Source organism: Sphingobacterium sp. MYb382 (genome assembly GCF_037572665.1).
In the GTDB taxonomy this organism is placed as follows: domain Bacteria; phylum Bacteroidota; class Bacteroidia; order Sphingobacteriales; family Sphingobacteriaceae; genus Sphingobacterium.
In genome coordinates, this window is sequence record NZ_JBBGZT010000028.1 from 448924 (window position 1) to 470623 (window position 21700).

The 21700-nt window shown below is 40.9% G+C and carries 24 protein-coding genes; 13 read left to right on the plus strand and 11 right to left on the minus strand.

Annotated features, from left to right (window positions below; all coding sequences use genetic code 11):
• Nucleotides 1–99 precede the first annotated feature (99 nt).
• The 4 genes from WH223_RS16475 (at nucleotide 100) to WH223_RS16490 (ending at nucleotide 3587) form a co-directional block, all read left to right on the plus strand.
• Nucleotides 100–450, plus strand: coding sequence for a nuclear transport factor 2 family protein (locus tag WH223_RS16475; RefSeq protein ID WP_340048874.1), 351 nt, complete (start codon nucleotides 100–102; stop codon nucleotides 448–450).
• A 145-nt stretch (nucleotides 451–595) separates the two neighbouring features.
• Entirely contained in the window at nucleotides 596–1174 is a 579-nt protein-coding gene (locus WH223_RS16480) for a TetR/AcrR family transcriptional regulator (protein WP_340048876.1), read from the plus strand.
• A 125-nt stretch (nucleotides 1175–1299) separates the two neighbouring features.
• Nucleotides 1300–2157, plus strand: coding sequence for a nuclear transport factor 2 family protein (locus WH223_RS16485; protein ID WP_340048878.1), 858 nt, complete (start codon nucleotides 1300–1302; stop codon nucleotides 2155–2157).
• 209 nt (nucleotides 2158–2366) lie between these two features.
• Entirely contained in the window at nucleotides 2367–3587 is a 1221-nt protein-coding gene (locus WH223_RS16490; RefSeq protein ID WP_340048880.1) for a peroxiredoxin family protein, read from the plus strand.
• A 116-nt stretch (nucleotides 3588–3703) separates the two neighbouring features.
• Here the strand turns inward: WH223_RS16490 and WH223_RS16495 are convergent, their stop codons facing one another.
• The gene (locus WH223_RS16495; protein WP_340048881.1) at nucleotides 3704–4030 is read right to left on the minus strand and encodes a Bor family protein; all 327 of its coding nucleotides are present in this window, start codon (nucleotides 4028–4030) and stop codon (nucleotides 3704–3706) included.
• A gap of 633 nt (nucleotides 4031–4663) precedes the next feature.
• Between WH223_RS16495 and WH223_RS16500 the strand changes: the two genes are divergently transcribed.
• Entirely contained in the window at nucleotides 4664–5155 is a 492-nt protein-coding gene (locus WH223_RS16500; RefSeq protein ID WP_340048882.1) for a GNAT family N-acetyltransferase, read from the plus strand.
• Between the two features lie 10 nt (nucleotides 5156–5165).
• Here WH223_RS16500 and WH223_RS16505 read toward each other — a convergent pair whose 3' ends face one another.
• The gene (locus WH223_RS16505; RefSeq protein ID WP_340048883.1) at nucleotides 5166–5672 is read right to left on the minus strand and encodes a GNAT family N-acetyltransferase; all 507 of its coding nucleotides are present in this window, start codon (nucleotides 5670–5672) and stop codon (nucleotides 5166–5168) included.
• Nucleotides 5673–5842: 170 nt separating this feature from the next.
• On the opposite strand from WH223_RS16505, the gene WH223_RS16510 reads away from it, so the two are divergent.
• On the plus strand, nucleotides 5843–6448 hold the full coding sequence (locus tag WH223_RS16510) for an FMN-binding negative transcriptional regulator (RefSeq protein WP_340048884.1): 606 nt from the start codon (nucleotides 5843–5845) through the stop codon (nucleotides 6446–6448).
• A gap of 769 nt (nucleotides 6449–7217) precedes the next feature.
• Here WH223_RS16510 and WH223_RS16515 read toward each other — a convergent pair.
• Nucleotides 7218–8126 (minus strand): LysR family transcriptional regulator, encoded by a 909-nt coding sequence (locus WH223_RS16515; protein ID WP_340048885.1) that lies wholly within the window; start codon nucleotides 8124–8126, stop codon nucleotides 7218–7220.
• Nucleotides 8127–8207: 81 nt separating this feature from the next.
• Between WH223_RS16515 and WH223_RS16520 the strand changes: the two genes are divergently transcribed.
• A complete protein-coding gene (locus WH223_RS16520) occupies nucleotides 8208–8807 on the plus strand; it encodes a LysE family transporter (protein ID WP_340048886.1) in 600 nt (199 codons plus the stop codon).
• Between the two features lie 74 nt (nucleotides 8808–8881).
• Here the strand turns inward: WH223_RS16520 and WH223_RS16525 are convergent, their stop codons facing one another.
• Nucleotides 8882–9988, minus strand: coding sequence for a metallophosphoesterase (locus tag WH223_RS16525; RefSeq protein WP_340048887.1), 1107 nt, complete (start codon nucleotides 9986–9988; stop codon nucleotides 8882–8884).
• 301 nt (nucleotides 9989–10289) lie between these two features.
• Between WH223_RS16525 and WH223_RS16530 the strand changes: the two genes are divergently transcribed.
• Both WH223_RS16530 and WH223_RS16535 read left to right on the plus strand, forming a co-directional pair.
• Nucleotides 10290–10883 (plus strand): TetR/AcrR family transcriptional regulator, encoded by a 594-nt coding sequence (locus WH223_RS16530; protein ID WP_340048888.1) that lies wholly within the window; start codon nucleotides 10290–10292, stop codon nucleotides 10881–10883.
• A 79-nt stretch (nucleotides 10884–10962) separates the two neighbouring features.
• Nucleotides 10963–12351, plus strand: coding sequence for an MFS transporter (locus WH223_RS16535; RefSeq protein ID WP_340048889.1), 1389 nt, complete (start codon nucleotides 10963–10965; stop codon nucleotides 12349–12351).
• 23 nt (nucleotides 12352–12374) lie between these two features.
• Here the strand turns inward: WH223_RS16535 and WH223_RS16540 are convergent, their stop codons facing one another.
• Together WH223_RS16540 and WH223_RS16545 are read right to left on the minus strand one after the other, a co-directional pair.
• Nucleotides 12375–12821 (minus strand): hypothetical protein, encoded by a 447-nt coding sequence (locus WH223_RS16540; protein ID WP_340048890.1) that lies wholly within the window; start codon nucleotides 12819–12821, stop codon nucleotides 12375–12377.
• Nucleotides 12818–13375 (minus strand): hypothetical protein, encoded by a 558-nt coding sequence (locus WH223_RS16545; protein ID WP_340048891.1) that lies wholly within the window; start codon nucleotides 13373–13375, stop codon nucleotides 12818–12820. The genes WH223_RS16540 and WH223_RS16545 overlap by 4 nt, the downstream gene beginning before the upstream one ends.
• A 444-nt stretch (nucleotides 13376–13819) precedes the next feature.
• On the opposite strand from WH223_RS16545, the gene fabF reads away from it, so the two are divergent.
• A complete protein-coding gene (gene fabF, locus WH223_RS16550; RefSeq protein ID WP_340048892.1) occupies nucleotides 13820–15064 on the plus strand; it encodes a beta-ketoacyl-ACP synthase II in 1245 nt (414 codons plus the stop codon).
• Between the two features lie 74 nt (nucleotides 15065–15138).
• Here fabF and WH223_RS16555 read toward each other — a convergent pair whose 3' ends face one another.
• Entirely contained in the window at nucleotides 15139–16023 is an 885-nt protein-coding gene (locus tag WH223_RS16555) for a DMT family transporter (RefSeq protein ID WP_340048893.1), read from the minus strand.
• A 108-nt stretch (nucleotides 16024–16131) separates the two neighbouring features.
• Here WH223_RS16555 and WH223_RS16560 point away from each other — a divergent pair, with 108 nt between their 5' ends.
• Nucleotides 16132–17559, plus strand: coding sequence for an aminotransferase-like domain-containing protein (locus WH223_RS16560; protein ID WP_340048895.1), 1428 nt, complete (start codon nucleotides 16132–16134; stop codon nucleotides 17557–17559).
• Nucleotides 17560–17639: 80 nt separating this feature from the next.
• Here WH223_RS16560 and WH223_RS16565 read toward each other — a convergent pair whose 3' ends face one another.
• From WH223_RS16565 to WH223_RS16580, 4 genes are all read right to left on the minus strand, one after another.
• The gene (locus WH223_RS16565) at nucleotides 17640–17981 is read right to left on the minus strand and encodes a hypothetical protein (protein ID WP_340048897.1); all 342 of its coding nucleotides are present in this window, start codon (nucleotides 17979–17981) and stop codon (nucleotides 17640–17642) included.
• Nucleotides 17982–17985: 4 nt separating this feature from the next.
• Entirely contained in the window at nucleotides 17986–18468 is a 483-nt protein-coding gene (locus WH223_RS16570; protein WP_340048898.1) for a GNAT family N-acetyltransferase, read from the minus strand.
• 6 nt (nucleotides 18469–18474) lie between these two features.
• The gene (locus tag WH223_RS16575) at nucleotides 18475–19248 is read right to left on the minus strand and encodes a methyltransferase domain-containing protein (RefSeq protein WP_340048900.1); all 774 of its coding nucleotides are present in this window, start codon (nucleotides 19246–19248) and stop codon (nucleotides 18475–18477) included.
• Nucleotides 19249–19478: 230 nt separating this feature from the next.
• Complete coding sequence (locus WH223_RS16580) at nucleotides 19479–19892, minus strand: CBS domain-containing protein (RefSeq protein WP_340048901.1); 414 nt, start codon at nucleotides 19890–19892, stop codon at nucleotides 19479–19481.
• Between the two features lie 409 nt (nucleotides 19893–20301).
• On the opposite strand from WH223_RS16580, the gene WH223_RS16585 reads away from it, so the two are divergent.
• Nucleotides 20302–20967: a helix-turn-helix domain-containing protein gene (locus tag WH223_RS16585; protein WP_340048903.1), complete on the plus strand. Its 666-nt coding sequence runs from the start codon at nucleotides 20302–20304 to the stop codon at nucleotides 20965–20967.
• 135 nt (nucleotides 20968–21102) lie between these two features.
• A complete protein-coding gene (locus WH223_RS16590; protein WP_340049202.1) occupies nucleotides 21103–21696 on the plus strand; it encodes a FadR/GntR family transcriptional regulator in 594 nt (197 codons plus the stop codon).
• Nucleotides 21697–21700 lie beyond the last annotated feature (4 nt).

Genomic DNA, 21700 nt, shown 5'->3' on the forward strand with positions numbered 1-21700 from the left:
ATTGTTGGGGAGGACAAAATCGTTCTACCTGTATTTTAGGCAGGTAGAAGATAGACGAAATAGAATAGAAATTAAACAAATATTTGAGGATAAACTGTTATGAAGGACAATAATAAAGCTATTTTGATAAAAGCAAATGCTGCAGTTACAGCTGGTGATTACGAGGGTTTTCTATCTTTTTGTAGTGAAGATACGGTTTGGACATTTGTAGGCGATGAGACCTTGGTTGGAAAAGAGGCTGTGAGAGCGTATATGGCAAAAGCATATGTTAAACCGCCAGTTTTTCAGGTAGATACCTTCATTTCTGAAGATGATTTTGTAACTGCTGTAGGTAAAATAAGCCTGATGAATAAAGGTGGAGAAATGGAATCTTTTGACTATTGCGACGTTTGGCAATTCCGCGATGGTAAACTATTTAAATTAAATGCTTTTGTAATTGCATCTAAATAGGTTTCACTAATGGGTATCATCTAGAATGGCGAAAAGATGATGCCGTTTTTTCGTCACGTATTTCCTGTCACCAACAATCTTGATTTTACAGGAATATTACATAAAATAATTTTGAAACGATTGGTTTAGAATATATCTTTGTGCCATGGCAAGGAATGTAGAATTTGATTACACCGAAAAACTAGAAGCTGCACGAAATCTTTTTTGGGAAAAAGGATATCATGCAACCTCCGTGCACGATATCGTGGCGGCCATGAATTTGAATAGGAGTAGCATCTACAATAGCTACGGTAGCAAGCAAGATTTATTTTTAAAATGCTTAGACAATTATGCAGATTTCAAAAAAGATCAATATTATAAAGCGTCCTTGGTAAAGTCCAGAGCTATCGATGCCTTAGTGTATATTGTGCGTGATGTCGTTCATCAAACTTTGACTGATAACAAAGCCTGCTTGATTGTCAACACTATTTTTGAGTTGGCGGCTAGCGATAAAGCTGTCAAACAGCTGCTGCTGACAAGGGGAGCAGACCTACTACGTATTTTAGAAAAAACAATTGCCCAAGCGCAAGCAGATGGCGATATTAAAAGTACCAGCTCATCTGCGGTGATTGCCCGCTATGTGCTTTCTAACTTTAGCAGCTTCTGGAGCCACTATATCTTGAATCAAAGTAAAGCTGAAGTCAATGAGATGGTTGATTTTTTTATAGAACAACTACGTAAATAAAATTTTTTATCTAATTCTGGAACAATTGGTTTAAAATAAAAATGAATATTAAAATAATAGGAATCCTGTGCTGCTTATTCCTTAATAGCATGGTTTATGGACAGCAAAAATTAAAACAAAACACAATGGAACAGACAAATTTAAAGGAACAACGAAAAGAACAAGTGCATACTTATTTCGCAAAGGTACAAGAGGGAGCCTTCGATGTAGCCTACTTTAACCTCTTTACGGAAGATGTGGAGCTGTACTTTCCGAAATTCGGGTTCGAAAATGGGAAAGAGGGAATTCGTAATCTTGGAAAAGTAATTGGAAAGAATTTACAGCGTTTATCTTTCGATACCGCAAAGTTTAACTACCATATTTCTGATGATGCTATAATCGTTGAAGGTATAGAAAATGGACGCACCCAAACGGGAGAAGAGTGGCCCGATGGCACCATCGCTTTTGGGAAGTTTAGCAGTGTATTTGAATTTGAAGGTAATTTGATTAAGCGTATGCATGTGTATGTAGACCCTGATTTCACCTCCGCAGATAGTGAAAGGGTAGCAAGCTTTAGAAATGTATACAAACCGGCTGATGAGACCCCTGTACCTTCTACACGTGAGGTTGTTGACAATCTTTACGCAGTACAGTTTGGCAAAAAAGAAGGTGTGTTGAGTGATTTCTTTGCGGAACAAGTAGACTGGGACTTACCAGGGAATACAAGCAAATTCCCTTGGGTAGGTAAGCGCCAGACAAAAGTAGAAATAGAAGGCTTCTTTAAAGTGCTTCATGAAAATGTAGCCTCCGAAAAATTTGAAATAGATTTTATAGCCGTCCAAGGTGAAAATGCAACCGTAGTAGGCAATTTGGCATCCAAAATTTTGAAGTACGATAAGGTATTTGAAACCGAGTTTATCGTCATCATTAAAGTTGTTGATGGCAAGATTGTGAAGTATCATTTTTTAGAGGATAGCTATAAGCTTGATAAAGAGATGCACTAAATTTGCGAACCACTTTTGTTTAAATATCTATTAAATTGGTAGAACAGCTAGATGTCATATTTTTGTTATGCCTAGCATCCTTTTCAAACAAATTCCTACCTTGCTCGGGTTATTTAAGAGCAGGATAAGATGCATTCCATCATTCGAAGTCTACGCTTAATAAATGACTCGTTTAAAAAACGCAATACTTAATGATTTAGTAAGACATCATGAAAAAACAATATGGACTTTTAGGGGTAGGGCTCTTGTTTTCGCTATTGGCATCGGCGCAAGTGCAGCAAGGGAAATGGAATGCTAAGTTATTACGCGCAGATGGCCATCATATTCCTTTTGAACTGGATGTGAAAACCCAAAAGGGAAAAACAGATTTTTATGTGGTTAATGGTACTGAGCGTCTAAAAACAGAGACCACAGCATTAGGAAAAGACTCTTTATTGATTCGTATGCCTGTCTTTGAGTCTTCTTTTCGGGTCAAATTGATAGGGAAAGATAGTTTAAGCGGCGTGTGGGTAAAAGGGGGGACAGAAAAAGATGCCGTCATTCCTTTTGTTGCTGTAGCAGGTAAAAATCGTTTTCCAATAGCGAAAGGAACAAAACCTGCCAATGCGCAAGGAAGATGGAAAATAGACTTTACAAGAGCTAATGGTTCCAAAAGAGCTGCCTTAGGCGAGTTCACCCAAAAGGGACAAGTGTTGCGTGGTTCGGTGCTTACCCCATCAGGAGATTATCGCTACCTAGATGGTATCGTAAATGGTGATTCCTTAGCTTTCTCTACGTTTGATGGTATTCATGCCCTGCTATTTACCGCTAAAGTTCAAAACGGACAGCTAAATGGTAATTTCTACAGTGGTGGGACATCGACAGAGAGTTGGACAGCGGTACAGGACGCTAAAGCCAAGTTGGAAGCTCCTATTACCCAAGTAAAGGAAGATAGCGATGGCCGACTCAATTTTAGTTTTAAAGACCTCGATGGAAAGACCGTTTCTTTTCCTAGCGACCGCTATAAAGACAAAGTGGTTATCATTCAACTGATGGGCTCATGGTGCCCCAACTGTATGGATGAGATGGCTTTCTTAAGTGAATATTACCACAAAAATAAAGCACGTGGCATAGAAGTGATTGCCCTAGCCTACGAATTGACGACCGACGAGGAACGCTCAAGAAAGAGCCTTGCTCGCTTTCAGGAGCAGTTTAAGGTAGAATATCCGATGCTTAACACCGGAGTAGCCGTTGGCGACCCGAAACGTACGGAGAAAACATTGCCACAGATTACTGATGTTAAAGTATTCCCGACGAGTATCATTATCGATAAAAAAGGTGTCATCAATGAGATAAATACCGCTTTCTCAGGCCCAGCAACAGGTGAACATTTCACACACTATAAAGCTGAATTTGAACAAAAGATTAATAGCTTACTAAGCGCGAAATAGAACTCTTGAACGCCTAAATATAGAGGGTGAAAGAAAAAAATAATCCAGTATGCATACCGTATCAACGACAGTATGTATACTGGATTTTTGATTTTATGCGTATCGCGAAAGGTCGATTATTTCGAGTCTAAAGGCACGTAAAAGAATACCGTTGTAGGTGTATAAATACCAAAAGTGATAACGCCTAATAAACCGTCAACGAAAGTCATTTGGTGCTTAGTGATGTAGTTTTCTTTGTTACCAACAAAGTCAGTCGCTTTGTAGCCTGGTTTCAACGGAATTAAACCACTGATAAGTGCATGTTGTTTTTTGCTGTTTACTTCCACTACTGGTGATTCTACTGTCAAGTTGCCGTGAGCAATTTTAGACGTGTAGCATGAAGTGAATAAAGTTGTTGTCGCTAGAGTAGCGATAGTTAATAATTTAATGGTGTTTTTTTTCATAAAAATAATTAATAATAATGTTTCTGTTGTGTTAAAAAAGCAAAATGAGCTTAGCACTATAGGAGATAGCGAAAGACAAACCTTTTTTAATAATTTAAGCTTAATCGAAAGTAGCTCAGCGAGCTACGTTATAGTAAGGGAATACAAGCGTGTTGTATATACGGTTAAAAATCGCACAAAAGTAACCTTTAAATCTATAAGTAGCTACGGGAAACCGTAATATGCAGCGTTTTTATAGCAATTACTGCTGTAGAAGCGAAGCGCTTTTTTTACAACTATGACTCGCAGATTGTAGGTGATTTAGCTCCTTCTCAAAACCAAAGTATTGAAATTTATGATTTTAAAAGTGTAGGTATTGCCTTTTTAATCTATTTGAGATATACCTTTCGTTACCAATAGAAAATCATTTTAGTATACAATTTATTATAATCTACGGGCAATGTTTTCAGCTATAGCACTAGGGGAGATGAAGCATAGTTGAAGCACAGATGAAGCATACATATAGTATGCAATAATTAAGAGCCATATCTCAAAAAAGAGTCGTAGATGAACAACCTTACCTACGATTTTTCAGACGGTATAACACGAATATGATTAATAGCTCGTATTTTAGTATAAATAAAGCAATAGTCTATGATTAAACTGAAATCCTTAGCCAATGTTTCATCGCCAGAAATACAACGTCTAGCAGATAATTATGCTGTTGCTCGCAACTTAAGAGATTCCTTTCCGCATCCGTACACCTTGGCCGATGCGCAATATTTTAAAGATTTGGTCACCACAGGCGATTTAGGTACCGTATTTGCCCTTTTTGACGATGATACCTTTATAGGCGTAGGCAGTATTATTCCCCATGAAGGAGAAGGAGCCGCCGAATTAGGATATTGGCTAGGAGAGCCCTTTTGGGGCAAAGGATTCGCAACGGCGGCGGCGCAGCAGCTGCTAGCATATGCTTTCCAAGAGCTCAATTTCCAGAAAGTATATGCCTATGTATTCGCCTATAATCCAGCATCCATGCGGGTTTTGGAAAAAGTAGGCTTTACCGAAGAAGCAATTCTTGCACAGTCCACGCTCAAAGAAGGAGAGTACTATGATGAGTACCGATTCAGCATCAACCGACCATAAGAGATAGGTGCTAAGGAACCAATCGTTTTCCTAAGATAGACAGACTTCGCTCTTGTTCATCAAGCACCGCAATGTCGGGAAGGTGAGCCCACTCTGTAAACCCAAAATGTTGAAATAGTTTTATGCTCGGCAGATTGTGCGAAAAGATAAAACCCAACAATGTTTTAATCTCGTGTTTCGGAGCCTCGTTCAAGCAATGCGCAAGAACAGCCTTGCCATAACCCTTGCCACGGCAGCTTTCATCCAGGTAGATGCTTATTTCAGCCGTGCCACGATAAGCAGGGCGACCATAGAAATCCTGAAAACTTACCCAGCCCACAATCCGATTGTCAGCATCAGAAATCATCCATAGCGGACGAAGGGTAGGGTTGTGCTCCGAAAACCATTTCTGGCGGCTAGCAACAGTCACCGGCTCCGTGTCGGCCGTCACCATGCGCGAGGCAATGGTCGAATTATAAATCGCCACGATTTTTTCTAAATCCTGCTCTACAGCATCTCTATAACGTAAATCTTGCATAACACCTTCTTTAGGAGGATGCTAATTTATCAAAAATAGCCCAAAGAAAAACACAAGAATGCATTTAGTTTTGAACCCCATTTTTCAAAAAATAAATAAGCAGTTTCTGAAAAATAAACTATCTTGTATCGAGAGATTCACTAGATTTTAATCCCTAAACCATTATTTCTATGTATGTGCCGCGCAGTTTTATATTCGACAATCAGCCCGAGCAGGTAGCTTTTATGAAGCAGTATAGTTTTGCGACGATAGTTACCATTAAAGGAAACATGCCCATCGCCACCCAGTTGCCCTTTTTCGTTGATGATAGTGGCGATAAGCTCCTTCTGCGCTCCCATTTCGCGGTAGCCAATGAGCAAGTAAAATACCTTTCCGAGAAGCCGTCTTTGGTCATCTTTACAGAGCCGCACGCCTATATTTCGCCCAGTCATTATGATAAGGAAGAGTCCGTGCCAACCTGGGATTATGTCGCCATACACGCCTATGGCACCGCCACGCTCATCCAAGAAGAGGAGGCAAAACTAAAAGTGTTGGAAGAAGCTATACAGTTTTACGAACCAGCCTATTTGGCCCAGTGGAATAGCCTTTCCGACAAATATCGCTTAGGCATGCTACGAGGTATGGTGGCCTTCGAAATCGAGGTAACCGACCTGCAAGGGCAAAAGAAGGTCAGTCAAAATAAAAATGCCGAGGAGCGTAAGCGCATCGCCGAAGCCTTAGCGCATAGCGATGTTGGTGTCGAACGCGACCTTGCTACCTATATCCCACGCGGATAAAGCATATCTTTTGGGCGCTCCGCTCGGGGTGTTTTTTAGAGACACCCCGAGTGGCGGGCTTTACGCACTCGCTTTTTGTTTAGTGCATCAGTCCGCCGAAGGCTCCCTTCCGCCCAAAAACAAAAGAGCTCAGACAGTTGCTCCAATCCCTAGCGCAACCACTCCAACAAAGCACAGCAAGTCATCTAAGCAACAATAAAAAGCTGAGTGATTCCACACAAGCTTAAATTCTATATTCGACCCCGCCGGGGTCGGTTTTACAATCAATATGTTTGCTATAAATATGTTACCCCGCCGGGGTAATTTAGAAGGCAAGTGACGACTCCGGCGGAGTCGTATATGTATAGATGTGTATAGAAGGTTTATAATCTTCGATAAAAGGAATATCCAACAAAATAAAGGATTTCATTAGCTTAAATTCTATATGCGACCCCGCTGGGGGCGGTTTCACAACCAATATGGTTGCTATAAATATGTTACCTCGTTGGGGTAATTTAGAAGGCAAGTGACGACTCCAGTGGAGTCGTATATGTATAGATGTGTATAGAAGTTTTATAATTTTCGATAAACGGGATATACAACAAATTAAAGGATTCTTCCAGCTTAAATTTTATATGCGACCCCGCTGGGGGCGGTTTCACAACCAATATGGTTGCTATAAATATGTTACCTCGTTGGGGTAATTTAGAAGGCAAGTGTCGACTCCAGCGGAGTCGTATGTGTATAGATGTGTATAGAAGAGGTTGTCGACTCCAGTGGAGTCGTATGTTTAAGAGGCTTTATTAATGTTTAATTTCTCCATATAGTCCGTTAAAATTTCGAGGAAAAGATTCATGGCAGGGCTTAACCATTTATGTTGATGGTAGGCTACGATAGCCGTAATCGTATGCTTAAAATCTTGCACCGGAATCTCCATAATTTCTGCATTGTCGAGCTCCTCTTGCACCACAAAATGAGGTATGCAGGCAATACCAAGGTTGTTAGCAATACTTTTCTTTATGGCTTCGATGCTCCATAATTCAATGCGTTGTTCGGTTTTTATATTTTTCTTCTTTAGGTAGCTATCGAAAAAACCTTGATAGATACCATTCGGGTCGTTGTTGATGATAGAGAAATTCTTGCTTTGATTTTCGCTATCGAAGTCGCGGTCCTGCTCTGGGAAATTGGGCGAAGCCATCAATCCGACCGAAAATTGAGCAAGCTCTTGAATATGTATTTTAGCATCATAACCTTCCACTTGATAATGGATACCGAGGTCAATATCATTACGTATGATATCTTTTTGTACCTCATAGCAGTTCTTTACTTTAAGTTTCAGTTTTACGTCAGGTGCACGCTCAACAAATTCTTTGAGCACGGGCTGAATCACGTAGGTCAGCAGACTGTCGGAAACAGAAATATTAAGGCTACCATCTACCTCGTCCGTTTTGGAGTTAAGTAGATAAATCTGTTTGATTTCTTCCTCAATTTTCTTGATATGAGGGATAAGCTTCAAAGCCTGTTCAGTAGGAAACATCCGTCGGCCAATCTTTTCGAAAAGTGGAAATTTGAGCTCATTCTCCAGCTGCTGCATCTGATAGCTGATTGCCGAAAGCGAATAGTTAAGTTCCGTTGCTGCATCTTGGAAGTTCCCTTTATCGACTATTGTTTTAAAGCTTTTGAGTTGATAGATATCCATACTTTAATTTTTTCGAAGTAAAACTACTAAAAGTTCCGATTGTACTGAAGTATCAAATGCATTACTTTTGAGCAAAAAAATATGTGGTTTTCCTTTTTTATCTATAGTGTCTTGACAGCCTTATTGCCAGGACCCAACAATATATTAGCCTTAAATAGCAGCATGAAAGTCGGTTATAAGCAAAGCCGGCCTTTGCTTTACGGCGTCTATGGGGGCTTTACACTGATTATGTTTCTGTCGGCTATTTTTTCAGAAGTCATACTACATACCTTCAAAGACCTCTTGTTATACTTGAAATATTTTGGTGCTTTATATTTGGTTTACCTAGCCTGGAGTGTAGGAAGTAGCAAGGCTATCGACATGAAGGAGATACAGTCAGGTGAGCTAGAAAATAGAAGCCGTAAATCAGACTTCTGGAAAGGTTTTCTGTTGCAGTTGGTTAATGTGAAAATTATCATTTACGGAATAACAGCATTTAGTAGCTTTATCTTTCCGCATTTTAATAACTGGTCTATTACCGTTGTATTTGCACTATTTCTTTCTGTTGTAGGTAGTGGGGCAACCTGGATTTGGGCTATCGCAGGGGAGAAGCTATCGACCTTTTTAAATCATCATTATAAGGTGGTTAATACCATTATGGCACTTTTACTAGTGTACTGTGCGGTAAGTTTATTTTTGTAAACCTAAATGAGGCGATAAAACAAAAGGCCTTTATCCATATGGATAAAGGCCTTTTGTTTGGCCGTAGGCTATAGCTAGTCAAAGCTAAAGGAGAACTCATTTCTTTCGTCCTTTTTCCATGCAAATTTTAGCGTCGTGGGCGAAGAGCCAAATAGAGGAGAGTAGGTTTTCACGATGACCGTTTTGCCGTCGGGTAAGAATTCTAAGATACGTAACCAACCGTCGCCACCATTGCCATTGCGATGTCCACCACCTTCATTTTGCATATCAAAAAGCATCTGATGTGTTTTCTTTCCGCTGCTATTTTTATCTGCTCGATATCCTTCCCCGTTGATATGTCCGGAGAGTACCAGCTCAATATTTGACGAGGGTTGTATTAGTTTTTCCCATAGCTGTTGTCCATTATTGGCTCGAGGGAGATTTACTTTAGCCGATTTCTGAATCTCGTTATTTATGGCGTAAGGCTCATAGGTAAACCATTGTGGAATCCCTGTGGTACGCTTATCTTTCGTATTCAAATACTCATGCGTCAGCAATACCACACGATGTTTTTTGTACTGCTCGAGGTTTACTATTCGCGATGCCCAAGAGACCATGGTGTCGCGAGGAGCATACTCCATCGTTAAGAAGAGATAATCCTGGCCATGTAGCTGTTTTAACTCTAGAGCGCTATTTTCTAATGTTGCTTGTCCCTGCTCGTTGGTTGCATGCTGTACGATAGCTTTGCGGTTTAGCGCATTTGACTCGATATGTACATATTTAGCATAGTTACTGCTGCGGTTGCCTTGGCGGTCAACACTGTAGTCATGGTTTCCCGAAGCCAGTATATAAGGAGTCTTCCCATTTAGCTTAGCAAAGGAACTAACTGCTGCCGTCCACTGCTGATGGCTCGTTTGGTTGCCATCATGTCCATTATTGATGATCTCATTCTGTTCTACCAAGTCGCCTGTACACATGACCATCTTAATATTTAACGAATCCACCTGATCTGAAATCCAAGCACACATCAAGTCTAAGATAGGTTGATTGCGTTCATACTTCACATAGTTTTGAATGTCGGGAACTAAAATTAAAGACCATGATTTAGCATCTTTTAGTTTCGGTTTTTCAGAAGCAGACTGTGCGCTTATCGATGTGCAAGCAACTAAAGAGCAGAGTAGGGCTAAGGTTAATTTTTTCATTCGGTTATGGATATTTTAATACCGTATGTTTCGGGTATTGTTTACGACCTTGTTTAGCGGCAAATGTAGCTTTCTACTATTAAGATAACGTTAACATGCCAATAGCCCCGTTTGAAACCATTGCGAAGTCCATTGCTCAAAATGCCTTTCGAATCTACGCGAACTAATGAAAAGATAGACAAACTGCTAAGTCAATTGACAATTGGGCTTAGTAGTTTGTCTAAGTAATAATTATTTTTTTTACAAAATATACCATTTGGTATATTTTTATTTACCTTTGTTTCTACAAGGAGCAAACGACATGAGTAAAGCAGAGAAAACCCGACAATTGATTATTGAGAAAACAGCCTCTATATTTAATACTAAAGGCTATTCGGCTACCTCATTGTCAGATATCACCGAAGCCACAGGTCTTACGAAAGGAAGTATCTATGGTAATTTTAAAGATAAAGATGAGGTCGTGGTTGCTGCATTTAAGCATAATGCAGGCCTTCGCAGTGCAGGCTTGAAAGCCATTGTACAACAAGGTAATAATCCATTGGTGACCATTAAAGCCATGATTGAATACTACAGACATTCATTGCCTAGCGTATTACTTCAAGGTGGCTGTCCAATGTTGAATGCTGCCACGGAGGCCGATGACCACCTGCTCTTCTTGCAGGAGCCTGTGAAACAGCAATTTTTGGGTTGGCAACATCAGTTTAGTCAGGTCATCAAAGCGGGGCAAGTACAAGGATTGTTGAAAGCCGAACTGGATGCTGAAAGCTATGCCTTACAATTTATTATGCTGATTGAAGGTGGTATTTTGATCTCACGAACTTTCGAAGATCGTAAGCATATGAACTTAGCGCTTGATCGTATCCTTTTGATTTTATCGACCGAAATGCAGCTCTAAAAAAATTTGTTCCAAAATATACCGATTGGTATATAATATGTTTTTACGCGTATGATTTCTTTACTATTTTAATGTATATATGAAAACAACAGCCAACAAATGGTTGCAGCATGCGATTTTACTCGCAGCCCCTTTACTAACGGTAATCGATGTCTTTATTGTGAATATTGCGATACCTTCTATCAAAGAAAATATTCATGCCTCGGATGCGCAGATCGAATTGATTATAGCGGCATATCTAGTTGGTTATGCTTCCTTTATGATTACGGGAAGTCGTGCTGGTGATTTTTGGGGACGTAAAAAAGTATTTATGTGGGGGATGCTCTTCTTCGTGTTGAGCTCCTGCGTTTGTGGTCTTGCACAAAGTCCGATGCTCCTGATTATTGCTCGGTTTTTCCAGGGTGTTAGTGGTGCTTTTATGACCCCTCAGGCATTATCCTATGTACAGATTTTGTTTCCAGAGCCTAAGGAACGCACGAAGGCTATCGGTTGGGTAGGTATCACGTTGGGGATAGCCTCTTTACTTGGTCAATTTCTAGGTGGTTATTTTGCTGGATTGGATAGCTTTATGGCAGGTTGGCGTTTTATCTTCTTTATCAATTTACCTTTAGGTGTATTAGCTCTTTTGGCGACCTACAAATTTGTACAAGAAACAAAAATGCAGCAAACACACCGTTTTGACTATCAGGGTGTAGCCCTACTGGCGCTGAGCCTTTCGGCTATCATTTTTCCACTAACAGAAGGTAGAGAGCTAGGCTGGCCTTTATGGAGTATCGTTTTGTTACTTGTCGGTCTTTGTTTGATTGTTTTATTCTGGCAGCATCAACGCCGACTTACACAGCGTGATTTGGAGCCTCTTGTCAATAACAACCTCTTTAAGATTAAGACGTTTAATATTGGCATTTTGATGGCTACTTTCTACTTCATGATGCATACCTCATTTTATTTAATATCAACGATCTATTTACAAAATGGCTTGCATATGCCGGCCTATGATACGGGAGTATTATTTGTATATTCTGGAGTCCTTTTTATGTTGGCCTCTTTAGCTTCCATCCGTTTGGTGGCAAAGTTTGGAAAACGTCCGGTACAGGTTGGTATTTTGTTGATGATGCTTTCTTTTGGATTGCAGGGTTATTACTTCGGGGAAGACGTGTCTTACACAACCTTGCTGCTTATTATTCCATTGACCGGCTTGGCTGGCGGATTGGTACTTCCTTCGTTAATCAATTTTGCGTTAAAAGGAATTCCACAACAGTTTGTGGGAGCTGCCTCCGGCGTATATAATACAACACAGCAGATAGCATCTTCATTTGGAATATGCTTGGTAGCGGGATTTTTCTTTTATTTAATTGCTGCTGGCCATAGTATTCCGGCGGCCTATCATCAAGCTTTATTTGTGATGGAAGGCTGTTTAGCAGTGGTCTTTTTGCTATCCATGCGCTATAAAACGCAAATTAATGCCTAAGAAAGTTAGGTTACTAAAAGCAATTAGCGCTTACGCTTGAGCACTAGACGTCTAAGCTGTAAAAAGCCAACTGTAAGGTGTCTTTTTGATTTAAAATAAGGAATAGCTAATACGACTAATATGGAGATACAAGCTGAAGTACCGAGTGCACCGCCGTAGCCATTAAAAAATAGGCTGGTGTTGAGGTAGATAACACAGAAAATAATACCTGCAATGGCAATACCTAGGTAATTGTTAATCTGCTGTGCTGAAACCATCCCGATAAAGGAAGAACCGATGAAGACAACGGGTATATTCTGAGTCAAGTGGGGAGATAGTAGATGAGGGAATAGGTGAAAGAAACCGGCAACGAGTAAGGTCAACAGTGCTGACGAACGAACAGGACCTTGACCTAGCTTAACATTAACGAAGTATGTGGTGCAGGCTCCAATGATACTGGTAAGCAGGAGTATGAAGGTGGAGATAATCATGATACGAGGTATAGGATAAAATAGGTTAAAGCAACGCCCAAGAAGGCGAGGGTACCTAGTTTTCCGCCTACTCCTTGTAATAGGCTCTTTGATATAATTAATAGGACGGCTGTAAAAAAGCTCGCGATAAGTACAAAAGCAAAGTTGGAGGCTACGCGTGTGCTCGACATACCGATAAAGGCACCACAATAGGCAGCCGTTGGAATGCCGAGGTAGTAGGTGGAGCTAGGTTTTATTTGTGGCGCTAAGGAAGCGATACTTCCGATGATAGCCGCCGCTAAAACAGGCCCCAAACCGATACGATGGTTTAGGTAATAGGAGCAGGCAGCGCCAATGGGTACCCATACCGCAATACGATAGGATTCAACCTCGTGTTCGGGATGATGGATGTCTACTTTTCGGTATACATAAAGCATCAATATGGATAAAGAAGCAATGAAGAGAAGGATAAGGTAGGAATGGATTTTTTCGCGAAAGATAGCCAACAGAAATAAGGTCTGTATCAGGAACAATAAGAAGATAATGCTATAGCGTAAAATCCGTGTACTTTTCATGAATCATTAAATCCTTACAAAACTAAAGTTTTTGTGGGACCTAGCCACACATTATTTGTATTTTTTAAAATTTTTAAACAACTGACAGTCTGCTGTTTATCTTCGAGTGGTGAATGGGGCGAAAATGTATATGCATATTGAAAAACGTATATGCTAGTTTTTATATACCTTTGCGTGCTTAATGGAAATAGTAGTAAGTCGCCTATTGAAATTTTGTTGAGCAACGTTAATCGTTCAACCGAAGCTACTGAGGTCTAGTGACGTTAAGGTTTTAGGACCAAAATGGATATTCAAGGTAGTTCAGTATGTTTAGCAAACCAGCTTGTCTAGGGAGATTGTTATAGGCAGTTTGGTAGATTTATTTATGCCCGGAGGGGCCTCAATATTTTTGATGTTGAGGAGTGCCAAGCGGGTGATTTCATCCTTTCTAAAAAGAAGTAAAAAATGAAACGAGTAGTAGTAACAGGATTAGGTACAGTCAATCCATTAGGTAATGATGTGACGACCTTTTGGAACAACATTAAAGCTGGAAAAAATGCAGGACAAAAGATCACGCGTTTTGACGCTTCGAAATTTCGTTCGCAGGTAGCTTGTCAGGTGCAAGAGTTTGATCCATCTGGCGTGTTAGATCGTAACGAGATTAAACGTACCGATTTGTTTACACAATATGCATTAGTGAGTGCCGTACAAGCGATGGAAGATTCAAACTTAGATTTGACAGCTATCGATCCTTTTGATATCGGCGTGATTTGGGGAGTAGGACAAGGAGGGATGCAAACTTTTGAATCGGAAGTAGAAAACTATGTAAATGGTGATTATACGCCACGCTTCAACCCATTCTTCATTCCGAAGTTATTGGTGAATATGGCGGCAGGTATGATTTCTATGAAATACGGTCTTCAAGGTATTAACTATACACCAGTGTCTGCTTGTGCTACAGGTAACACAGCGATTATGGATGCTTTCAACTATATCCGTTTGGGTAAAGCTAAGGTGTTTGTTACAGGTGGCTCGGAGGCAGGTATCACATCCGCTTCTTTCGGTGGTTTCTCGGCCATGAAAGCGATGAGTACACGTAACGATGATCCACAAACTGCAAGCCGTCCTTTCGATAAAGAGCGTGATGGTTTTGTGATGGGTGAAGGTGGTGCTGCTTTAATCTTGGAAGAGTATGAGCATGCTAAAGCACGTGGTGCGAAGATTTATGCTGAATTGGTTGGTGCAGCGATGACAGCTGATGCTTACCACATGACTTCTCCACATCCTGAAGGCTTAGGTGCTGCGAAAGCGATGCAGTTGGCTATTGAGGAAGCTGGCTTAACACCAAAAGATGTAGATTACTTGAATTTACACGCTACTTCTACACCAGTAGGTGATATCGCCGAGTTGAATGCTGTTCAGAAAGTATTCGGTGCGGATAGCAACTTACATGTAAGTTCTACAAAGTCAATGACTGGACACTTGTTAGGTGCAGCAGCAGCAATCGAAGCGATTATTGCGATTAAGAGTATTAATGATAATGTCGTTCCGGCAACAACTAATGTAACGGAATTGGACGAAAATATTCCTGCGGATATCCGTGTAGTAACCAACCAATCTTTAGAAAAAGAGGTTAAAGTTGCGATGAGCAATGCCTTTGGTTTTGGTGGACATAACGCAACAGTGGTTTTCAAAAAATATGAAGGCTAATCGTTGTGATTAAACATATAAAAAAACCGAACAGTTACTGTTCGGTTTTTTTATGCACTTATGTTGAGCGGGTACTAGGCTATTACTTTTCGATGAGCGAACTTTTTAGATCCTGCTACACATAGAATAACCGCCAGCATCGTTGCAACGAGCCATATGTTTACATGTTCGTGTAAGATGCTTGCAGCAAGGCCCAAACCGAAGAAAGGCTGTAGCAACTGTAGCTGTCCGACAGCGGCAATTCCGCCTTGTGCTAAACCACGATACCAAAAGATAAAACCAACAAGCATACTGAATACCGAAATATAAGCTAATCCCATCCAAGCTTTACTTGGCACAAGTTCCAGATGTGCTGGCATCAAATAGTACATTAAGGGTAGCATAAAAGGAAGAGCTATCACTAAAGCCCATGAGATGACCTGCCATCCCCCAAGGCTGGTGGACAGTTTAGCTCCTTCGGCATAGCCAAGACCACAGAAGATGACGGCTACAATCATCAGGATATCTCCTTCCCAAGAGGAGCTACCTCCCTTGGACAGGGCAAATACCATAACGAAGAGTGCTCCTAATAGTGAAAATACCCAAAACAATGGTTGTGGACGCTCGCCACCACGAATTACGGCAAACAAGGCTGTACTTAGCGGAAGCAGTCCTACAAAAATTAAAGAATGGGCGGATGTCATATACTTTAAGGCTAGCGCGCTCAGTAAGGGGAAGGCGATAACCACGCTGATGGCAATCAATAGTAGGGAACCCATCTGTGCTTTTGATGGTCTTTTCTCTTTGAAGATGATAAGTGCAGACAGGGCTAGCAATCCAGCAATACCGGCACGTGTCACCGTGACAAAGGTCGGTGATAAATCCATAACGGCAAGTTTGGTTGCGGGCATAGAGCCACTGAAGAGTATCACGCCTATCAATCCATTGATCCAGCCGATACGTTGATTATTTTCCTGCATGAGCGATTTTTATTTTAAACTTTAGTATATCTGCCAAATTTAGGGAGTGCAAATGAATAAGCACAGTCTCACTTTTTGAATATTTGATGGATACAGTTATATTTGTTTATGGCGGGAGAATATTTGTATCATAAAATAGCGAATAGTTTGGAGCATCAAATTCGCTCGGGACTATTGAAAGAAGGAGATAAGCTACCTTCTTTACGTACGTTGTGTCAACAGCACCAAATCAGTATGAATACCGCGAAGCGGATTTTCTTGGAGCTAGAAGCATTGTCATTGATTGCGCCACGACCACAGTCGGGCTATTTTGTGAGTACGCTGCCTGCACGTCAGCTTCCTTTGCCGGCGGTGAGTCGTCCCGACAATATCGCTAATGTGCGTACCCCCGATTTATTGCTTTCAAAGATTTATGCGAGTATGGGACGTGAGGATTTAACCTTATTATCTTTTGCGGCGCCTGCGGCGGAATTATTGCCGATGGCGAAGTTAAAGAAGGAGTTACTCCATGCCACAAAGACATTGCATCAAGGAGGAATAAAGTATGAGCTGGCGCAAGGAAATGTCAATCTACGGCGCATGGTAGCTATTCGCTCTATTGGTTGGGGAGGGTCGCTACATGAAGATGACCTTGTAACTACGAGCGGTGGGATGGAGGCCTTATCTTTTGCGATGATGGCTTTAGGGAAGGCTGGCGACACTATTGCGGTGGAGAGCCCCTGTTATCCCGGTATCTTGGAGTTGGCGGTAAGCCTTGGTTTCAAAGTGCTTGAGCTACCTACCCATCCCATTACAGGAATAGAATTGGAGGGGTTGAAACAGGCCATTCCACATATAGATTTTTGTTTGCTGATTCCGAATTTTAATACCCCGTTGGGAAGCTGTATGCCCGATGCGCATAAAAAAGAAATTGTAGAACTTCTCGCTAAGCATCAAATCCCACTGATTGAAGACGATGTATATGGCGATTTATATTTTGGGAAGCAACGTCCGCGTTGTTGTAAATCTTTTGATAAGGAGGGCAATGTGCTTTGGTGTAGTTCAGTATCTAAGAATCTTGCCCCAGGCTATCGCGTGGGGTGGATTGCTCCTGGCCGCTTTAAGGAGCAGGTGCTAAAGCTAAAGTTACGTCATGTGATTGCTTCAACCTCCATCACGCAGGAGGCAGTAGCTAATTTTCTGCGTAGCGGTAAGTACGATACCCATTTACGTGAGTTTCGTAAAACATTAGAGCAGAACTATCATCATTTTGCACGTGCAGTTGCTGATTATTTCCCCGAAGGGACAAAAGTAAGCCGTCCGCAAGGCGGCTTGACGTTATGGATAGAGCTGCATCCAACTGTCGACACGCTTAAACTACATGATATACTATTGGAGCAAGGCATCAGTGTGGCACCAGGGCGTATGTTTACTTTACAAGACCAGTTTGAGCATTGTCTTCGTCTGTGTATCGCTGTGCCATGGACAGCCGCTATTGAAGCGATCTTGAAGAAAATTGGCGCACTTGTGCGCAGTCCTCGGGTGCTAAAAAGCTAAGATTTTTTTTCGAGATCTATTTTTTTGTAGAATAAATAAAGGCTTATCGGTTAAGATAAGCCTTTAATATACATAGATTATTATTCGCTAATACTTGTTGCTGTAATGTGGATTGTTCCTTGTTGATCAGTCCAACTAGAGCCTGTAGCGCGAATTGTTTGGCCAACTTCATAGCGCTTGAACGTACCTCCGCTATGCTGCAAATTAATCATGCTTACCGTGACGGCATAGCTTTTATTTTTGTTCTTTTCAAGGGTGGCTGTGTAGCCATCTTTCCCATTTTCAATTTTGGTAATCTTACCTTTTACAGTGATTACTTTATTCGTCTCTTGACTTGTATTAGTCGTACTTTGGGCCGATTTACAACCTGCAAGGCTTCCTAAGCTTAAAAGCAAGGCGCTGCTTGCGATGAACATTTTCATGGTGTTATAGTATTAATTTAAATCCTTCATGTGAATCTTGAAAGCCTAATCTCTTATAGAAGCGATGTGCGTCAGTACGTCTTTTGTCGGACGTAAGCTGTATGATGGTCGCTCCATTATCTTTGGCCCGTTCTATGGCTAGCTGCATCATCTTATTTCCAAGTCCCTTTCCGCGTTGGTCAGCACGTACGTGTACCGATTCAATAAGGGCACGTTTACTCCCTTTGCGGTTTAGGTATTGTATATACGTGAGCTGTAAGGTTCCCCAGATATGGTCTTGTTCATCAACTAAGACACATAAATCTTGATTTGGGTCTGCTTGTATGGCTTCAAAGGCCTTTTGATAGACAGGGTTGAGTTGTTTTTCTTGGCCAGGTTCGTCGCTATAAACCTCTTCGCGACTTTGACCATAGGTATCATCCGCAAGGATGGTGATAATAGTAAGAATGTCTTCTTGTTTAGCGCTTCTTAGCTGTAGTGCACTCATGATTGATTAGCTTGTTTTTTTACGTCCGTACAGTAAAATGCGCTTAAAAGCATAGATGGCAGGAAGCTGCGTGAAGTTTTCCGCAATGCGACTTTTGAAAGCCGTGGTAAAAGCTTCCTGTTGTTCGGTATCTAATTTTTCCAAATACGGAATCAAGGCTGAGCCAGATATAAAATTGAATAGTGTGTCATGATCATCGGCGATGATTGGGTAAACACGTTGAGATATCTGTAGTTCCTCGATGCCATGATCGAATAGTATTTGCGCATAAGCATCAAGTGTCAACACTTGAGATGGTCTATTCCAGCCACCAAGCTGACTGCGAAAAGGCTCTTCATTTGCCAAGCTGTTCAGGAGTTGGTTAAGAATATTCTCGGGTTGGTAAGGCATTTGCACCGCAAACTGTCCGTTTGGATTTAGACGGCTTAATATTTTAGGAAATAACTCCTGGTGGTTATCTGACCATTGTAAAGCAGCGTTGCTGAAAATTAAATCCCAACTGTCGCCTGTTGCGAGGATAGCTTCGGTTGTTGACTGCTTAAAATGCAGTTTCTCTGTTTCTAACTCCTTAGACTGTGCGAGCATCTCTGCAGAGCTGTCGATACCTAGAAATTCAGCATCTGGAAATTTTTCCGACAGCAAGGCGGTCTGCTCGCCAGTTCCACATCCTAAGTCGATGGCTTTCATCGTCTGTTCAGGCTGAATAAGGGCCTGTAGGTCAAAAAAAGGTTTAAAACGTATGTTTTTAAACTGATTGTATACTTCTGGGTTCCAAGGCATGTTTTTTTAATTTTATGTGAGTACCAGATTAGGAGGGAGGATTTGCTCCTTCCTTTTAAATTAACGTTTAAAAAGAGAAATAGTTACACCAATGGCTAGTTTTATTACCTATAAATACCGTCTTTTATCCTTACTGTTTGCTGTCAAGGAGTTTAGCAAACGTCTTTTTACAGGCAAATGCCCCTTCAAAATACTTTATTGAAGGGGCATGGGTAGCTGTAGGGGTAACATTAATATTGTTGCAATAGGTATTTTAATAAATCAGTACTCGTCACTATACCCACCAAGTTTCCTTCTTCAACGACAGGTAGCGAGTGGAAGCTCTCTTTTGTCAATAGCTCAACCACCTCTTTAATACTGGTTGTTGGAGATACCACAATAGGTTTTTTAACCATGACATCTTGTAGATTATAGCTATCATAGATGGCGTATATAGCCTCAGGGTTTGTTTCCAAAAAGCTGTATCCAATTTTCAGGATATCATTTTTACTGATAATACCGAGTAGATGGGTTCCATCAGTCACAGGGATATGTCGAATATTATGATCGATAAATAGTTGATAGATTTCACTAATCTTACTTGTGCTAGGAACGGTGATTAGCTTTTTAGCCATAATCTCCGATACGGGTACGCGTTGTTTCATGGTATTTGTGTTAAGGGGTATGTGTTAATCTTGCTTAAAGGTAAACCTTTGTCATTCAGTGTGCAATGATGTTGGTCATTGCTAAAGTGCTTTGTTTTTTCTAATTTTAAAAGTTGGGGCTTTTACGACCTAACACTGATTCCGTAACATATAGCAATAGATAAACCATATTTATAGCGCCTGTCAACTCGCTAGCGACATGAACGGTAAGAAAATAATACAATTGGTGAACTCTTTTTATGGATTATTTTGAAAGAAGATGCGTGAATACGAAATTATATATACCCGAGAGCTAGCTCATCTGTTAACCAGCAGCCCACAAAAAAACAGCTATTATACAATTCTACTGTGCCTAGCAGGTTCGCTTGTTCTAAAAGTTGGTTACCATAGTTTTAAACTAGAATCGGGCATGATTTCCATTATACCTGCTGATACCATGTATACAACGGAAGAGCCTTCCACCGACCTTACTGTTCTTCAGCTATCGTTTTCGAAGTCTTTTTTGCAAAAAATGTTTTTCAAAGACGATATTGTTGATGAATTATTGGACTTGAATGTCAACTATCCACCGGTTTTCACTTTAATAGATGACGACTTTGGATTTCTGCAAACACGGCTTGAGCATATAGGCCGGGAGCTCGAGCGGAAAGCGGCTTACCATTTGGATATCATACGCTTGGTGTTGACGGAGATTCTTTATGGCTATAATCGTGCTTGTGAATACTGCTTGCTAGGTTTCCAAAAAAATATGAACCGTAATTATCAGCTTACGTATCAATTTAAGCGATTGGTTGATACCCATTTTTTGGAGTGGCGAACATTGACCAGCTATGCTGAGCAGCTAGGTATTACGGCTAAACATTTGACAGAGGTGGTGAAGGAGGAGACCGGACAAACAGCCCTACAGGTGTTACATGAGCGCCTCTTGCGTGAAAGTCAATACCTCCTAAAGCATAGTAATCATAGTGTTAAAGAATGTGGCTACCTTTTAGGCTTTGATGATCCATCCTATTTCAACCGCTTTTTTAAAAGCCATTTAGGCATCTCACCGAATAATTACCGAGAGGACAATTAATTTTTTTTAATGTGTAGAAAATCTTAAAAAAAACCTGTACGTTTGCAAACATCAGATGATATGACGAATAGAAGCATGAAACCTATTGTTAGAAAATCCCTGGCGGAGGAAGTCGCCTAAAATATAAAGCACCAGATAAAGAAGGGGGCCCTGCCTTTAAACGAGAAGCTTCCTGCGGAGCCTGAGTTGATGATTTTTTATGGTGTTGGCCGTTCCTCCATCCGCGAAGCGATAAAAATTTTGTCGCAATCAGGATTTGTCAGCGTACAGCAGGGTTTAGGAACTTTCGTGATTAGCCGTTCTGGCAATGATGAGTTGAGTAACAAACTGCAGGAGGCTGATTTTGCCGAGGTATATCAGGTACGTAAAGTTTTGGAGTTTGAGATTATTGCCAAAGCTTGTCAGTTTAGAACGGCCAAAGATATTACTTTACTGCGCGAAAGGGTAGCCGAGCGTGGTTTATATGCGCAGGAGGGCGAACTACGAAAATGTATTCATTCGGATATTGCTTACCATACGCTTATTGCGGAGAGCTGTGGCAATAGCATCCTTGCACAGCTGTATAAAACCCTATCGGTTTATGTAGAGAAATTTTTCGATGACGTCTATACCGATACCATTCCGTTTATTGATTCACAAGATTTGCATATCGAGCTTATTGACCAAATTGAAGCTCAAGATGCGGAGAAGGCGGTAGAAGTCGTGCGTAAGATCATCGGTAATTTATAGTATT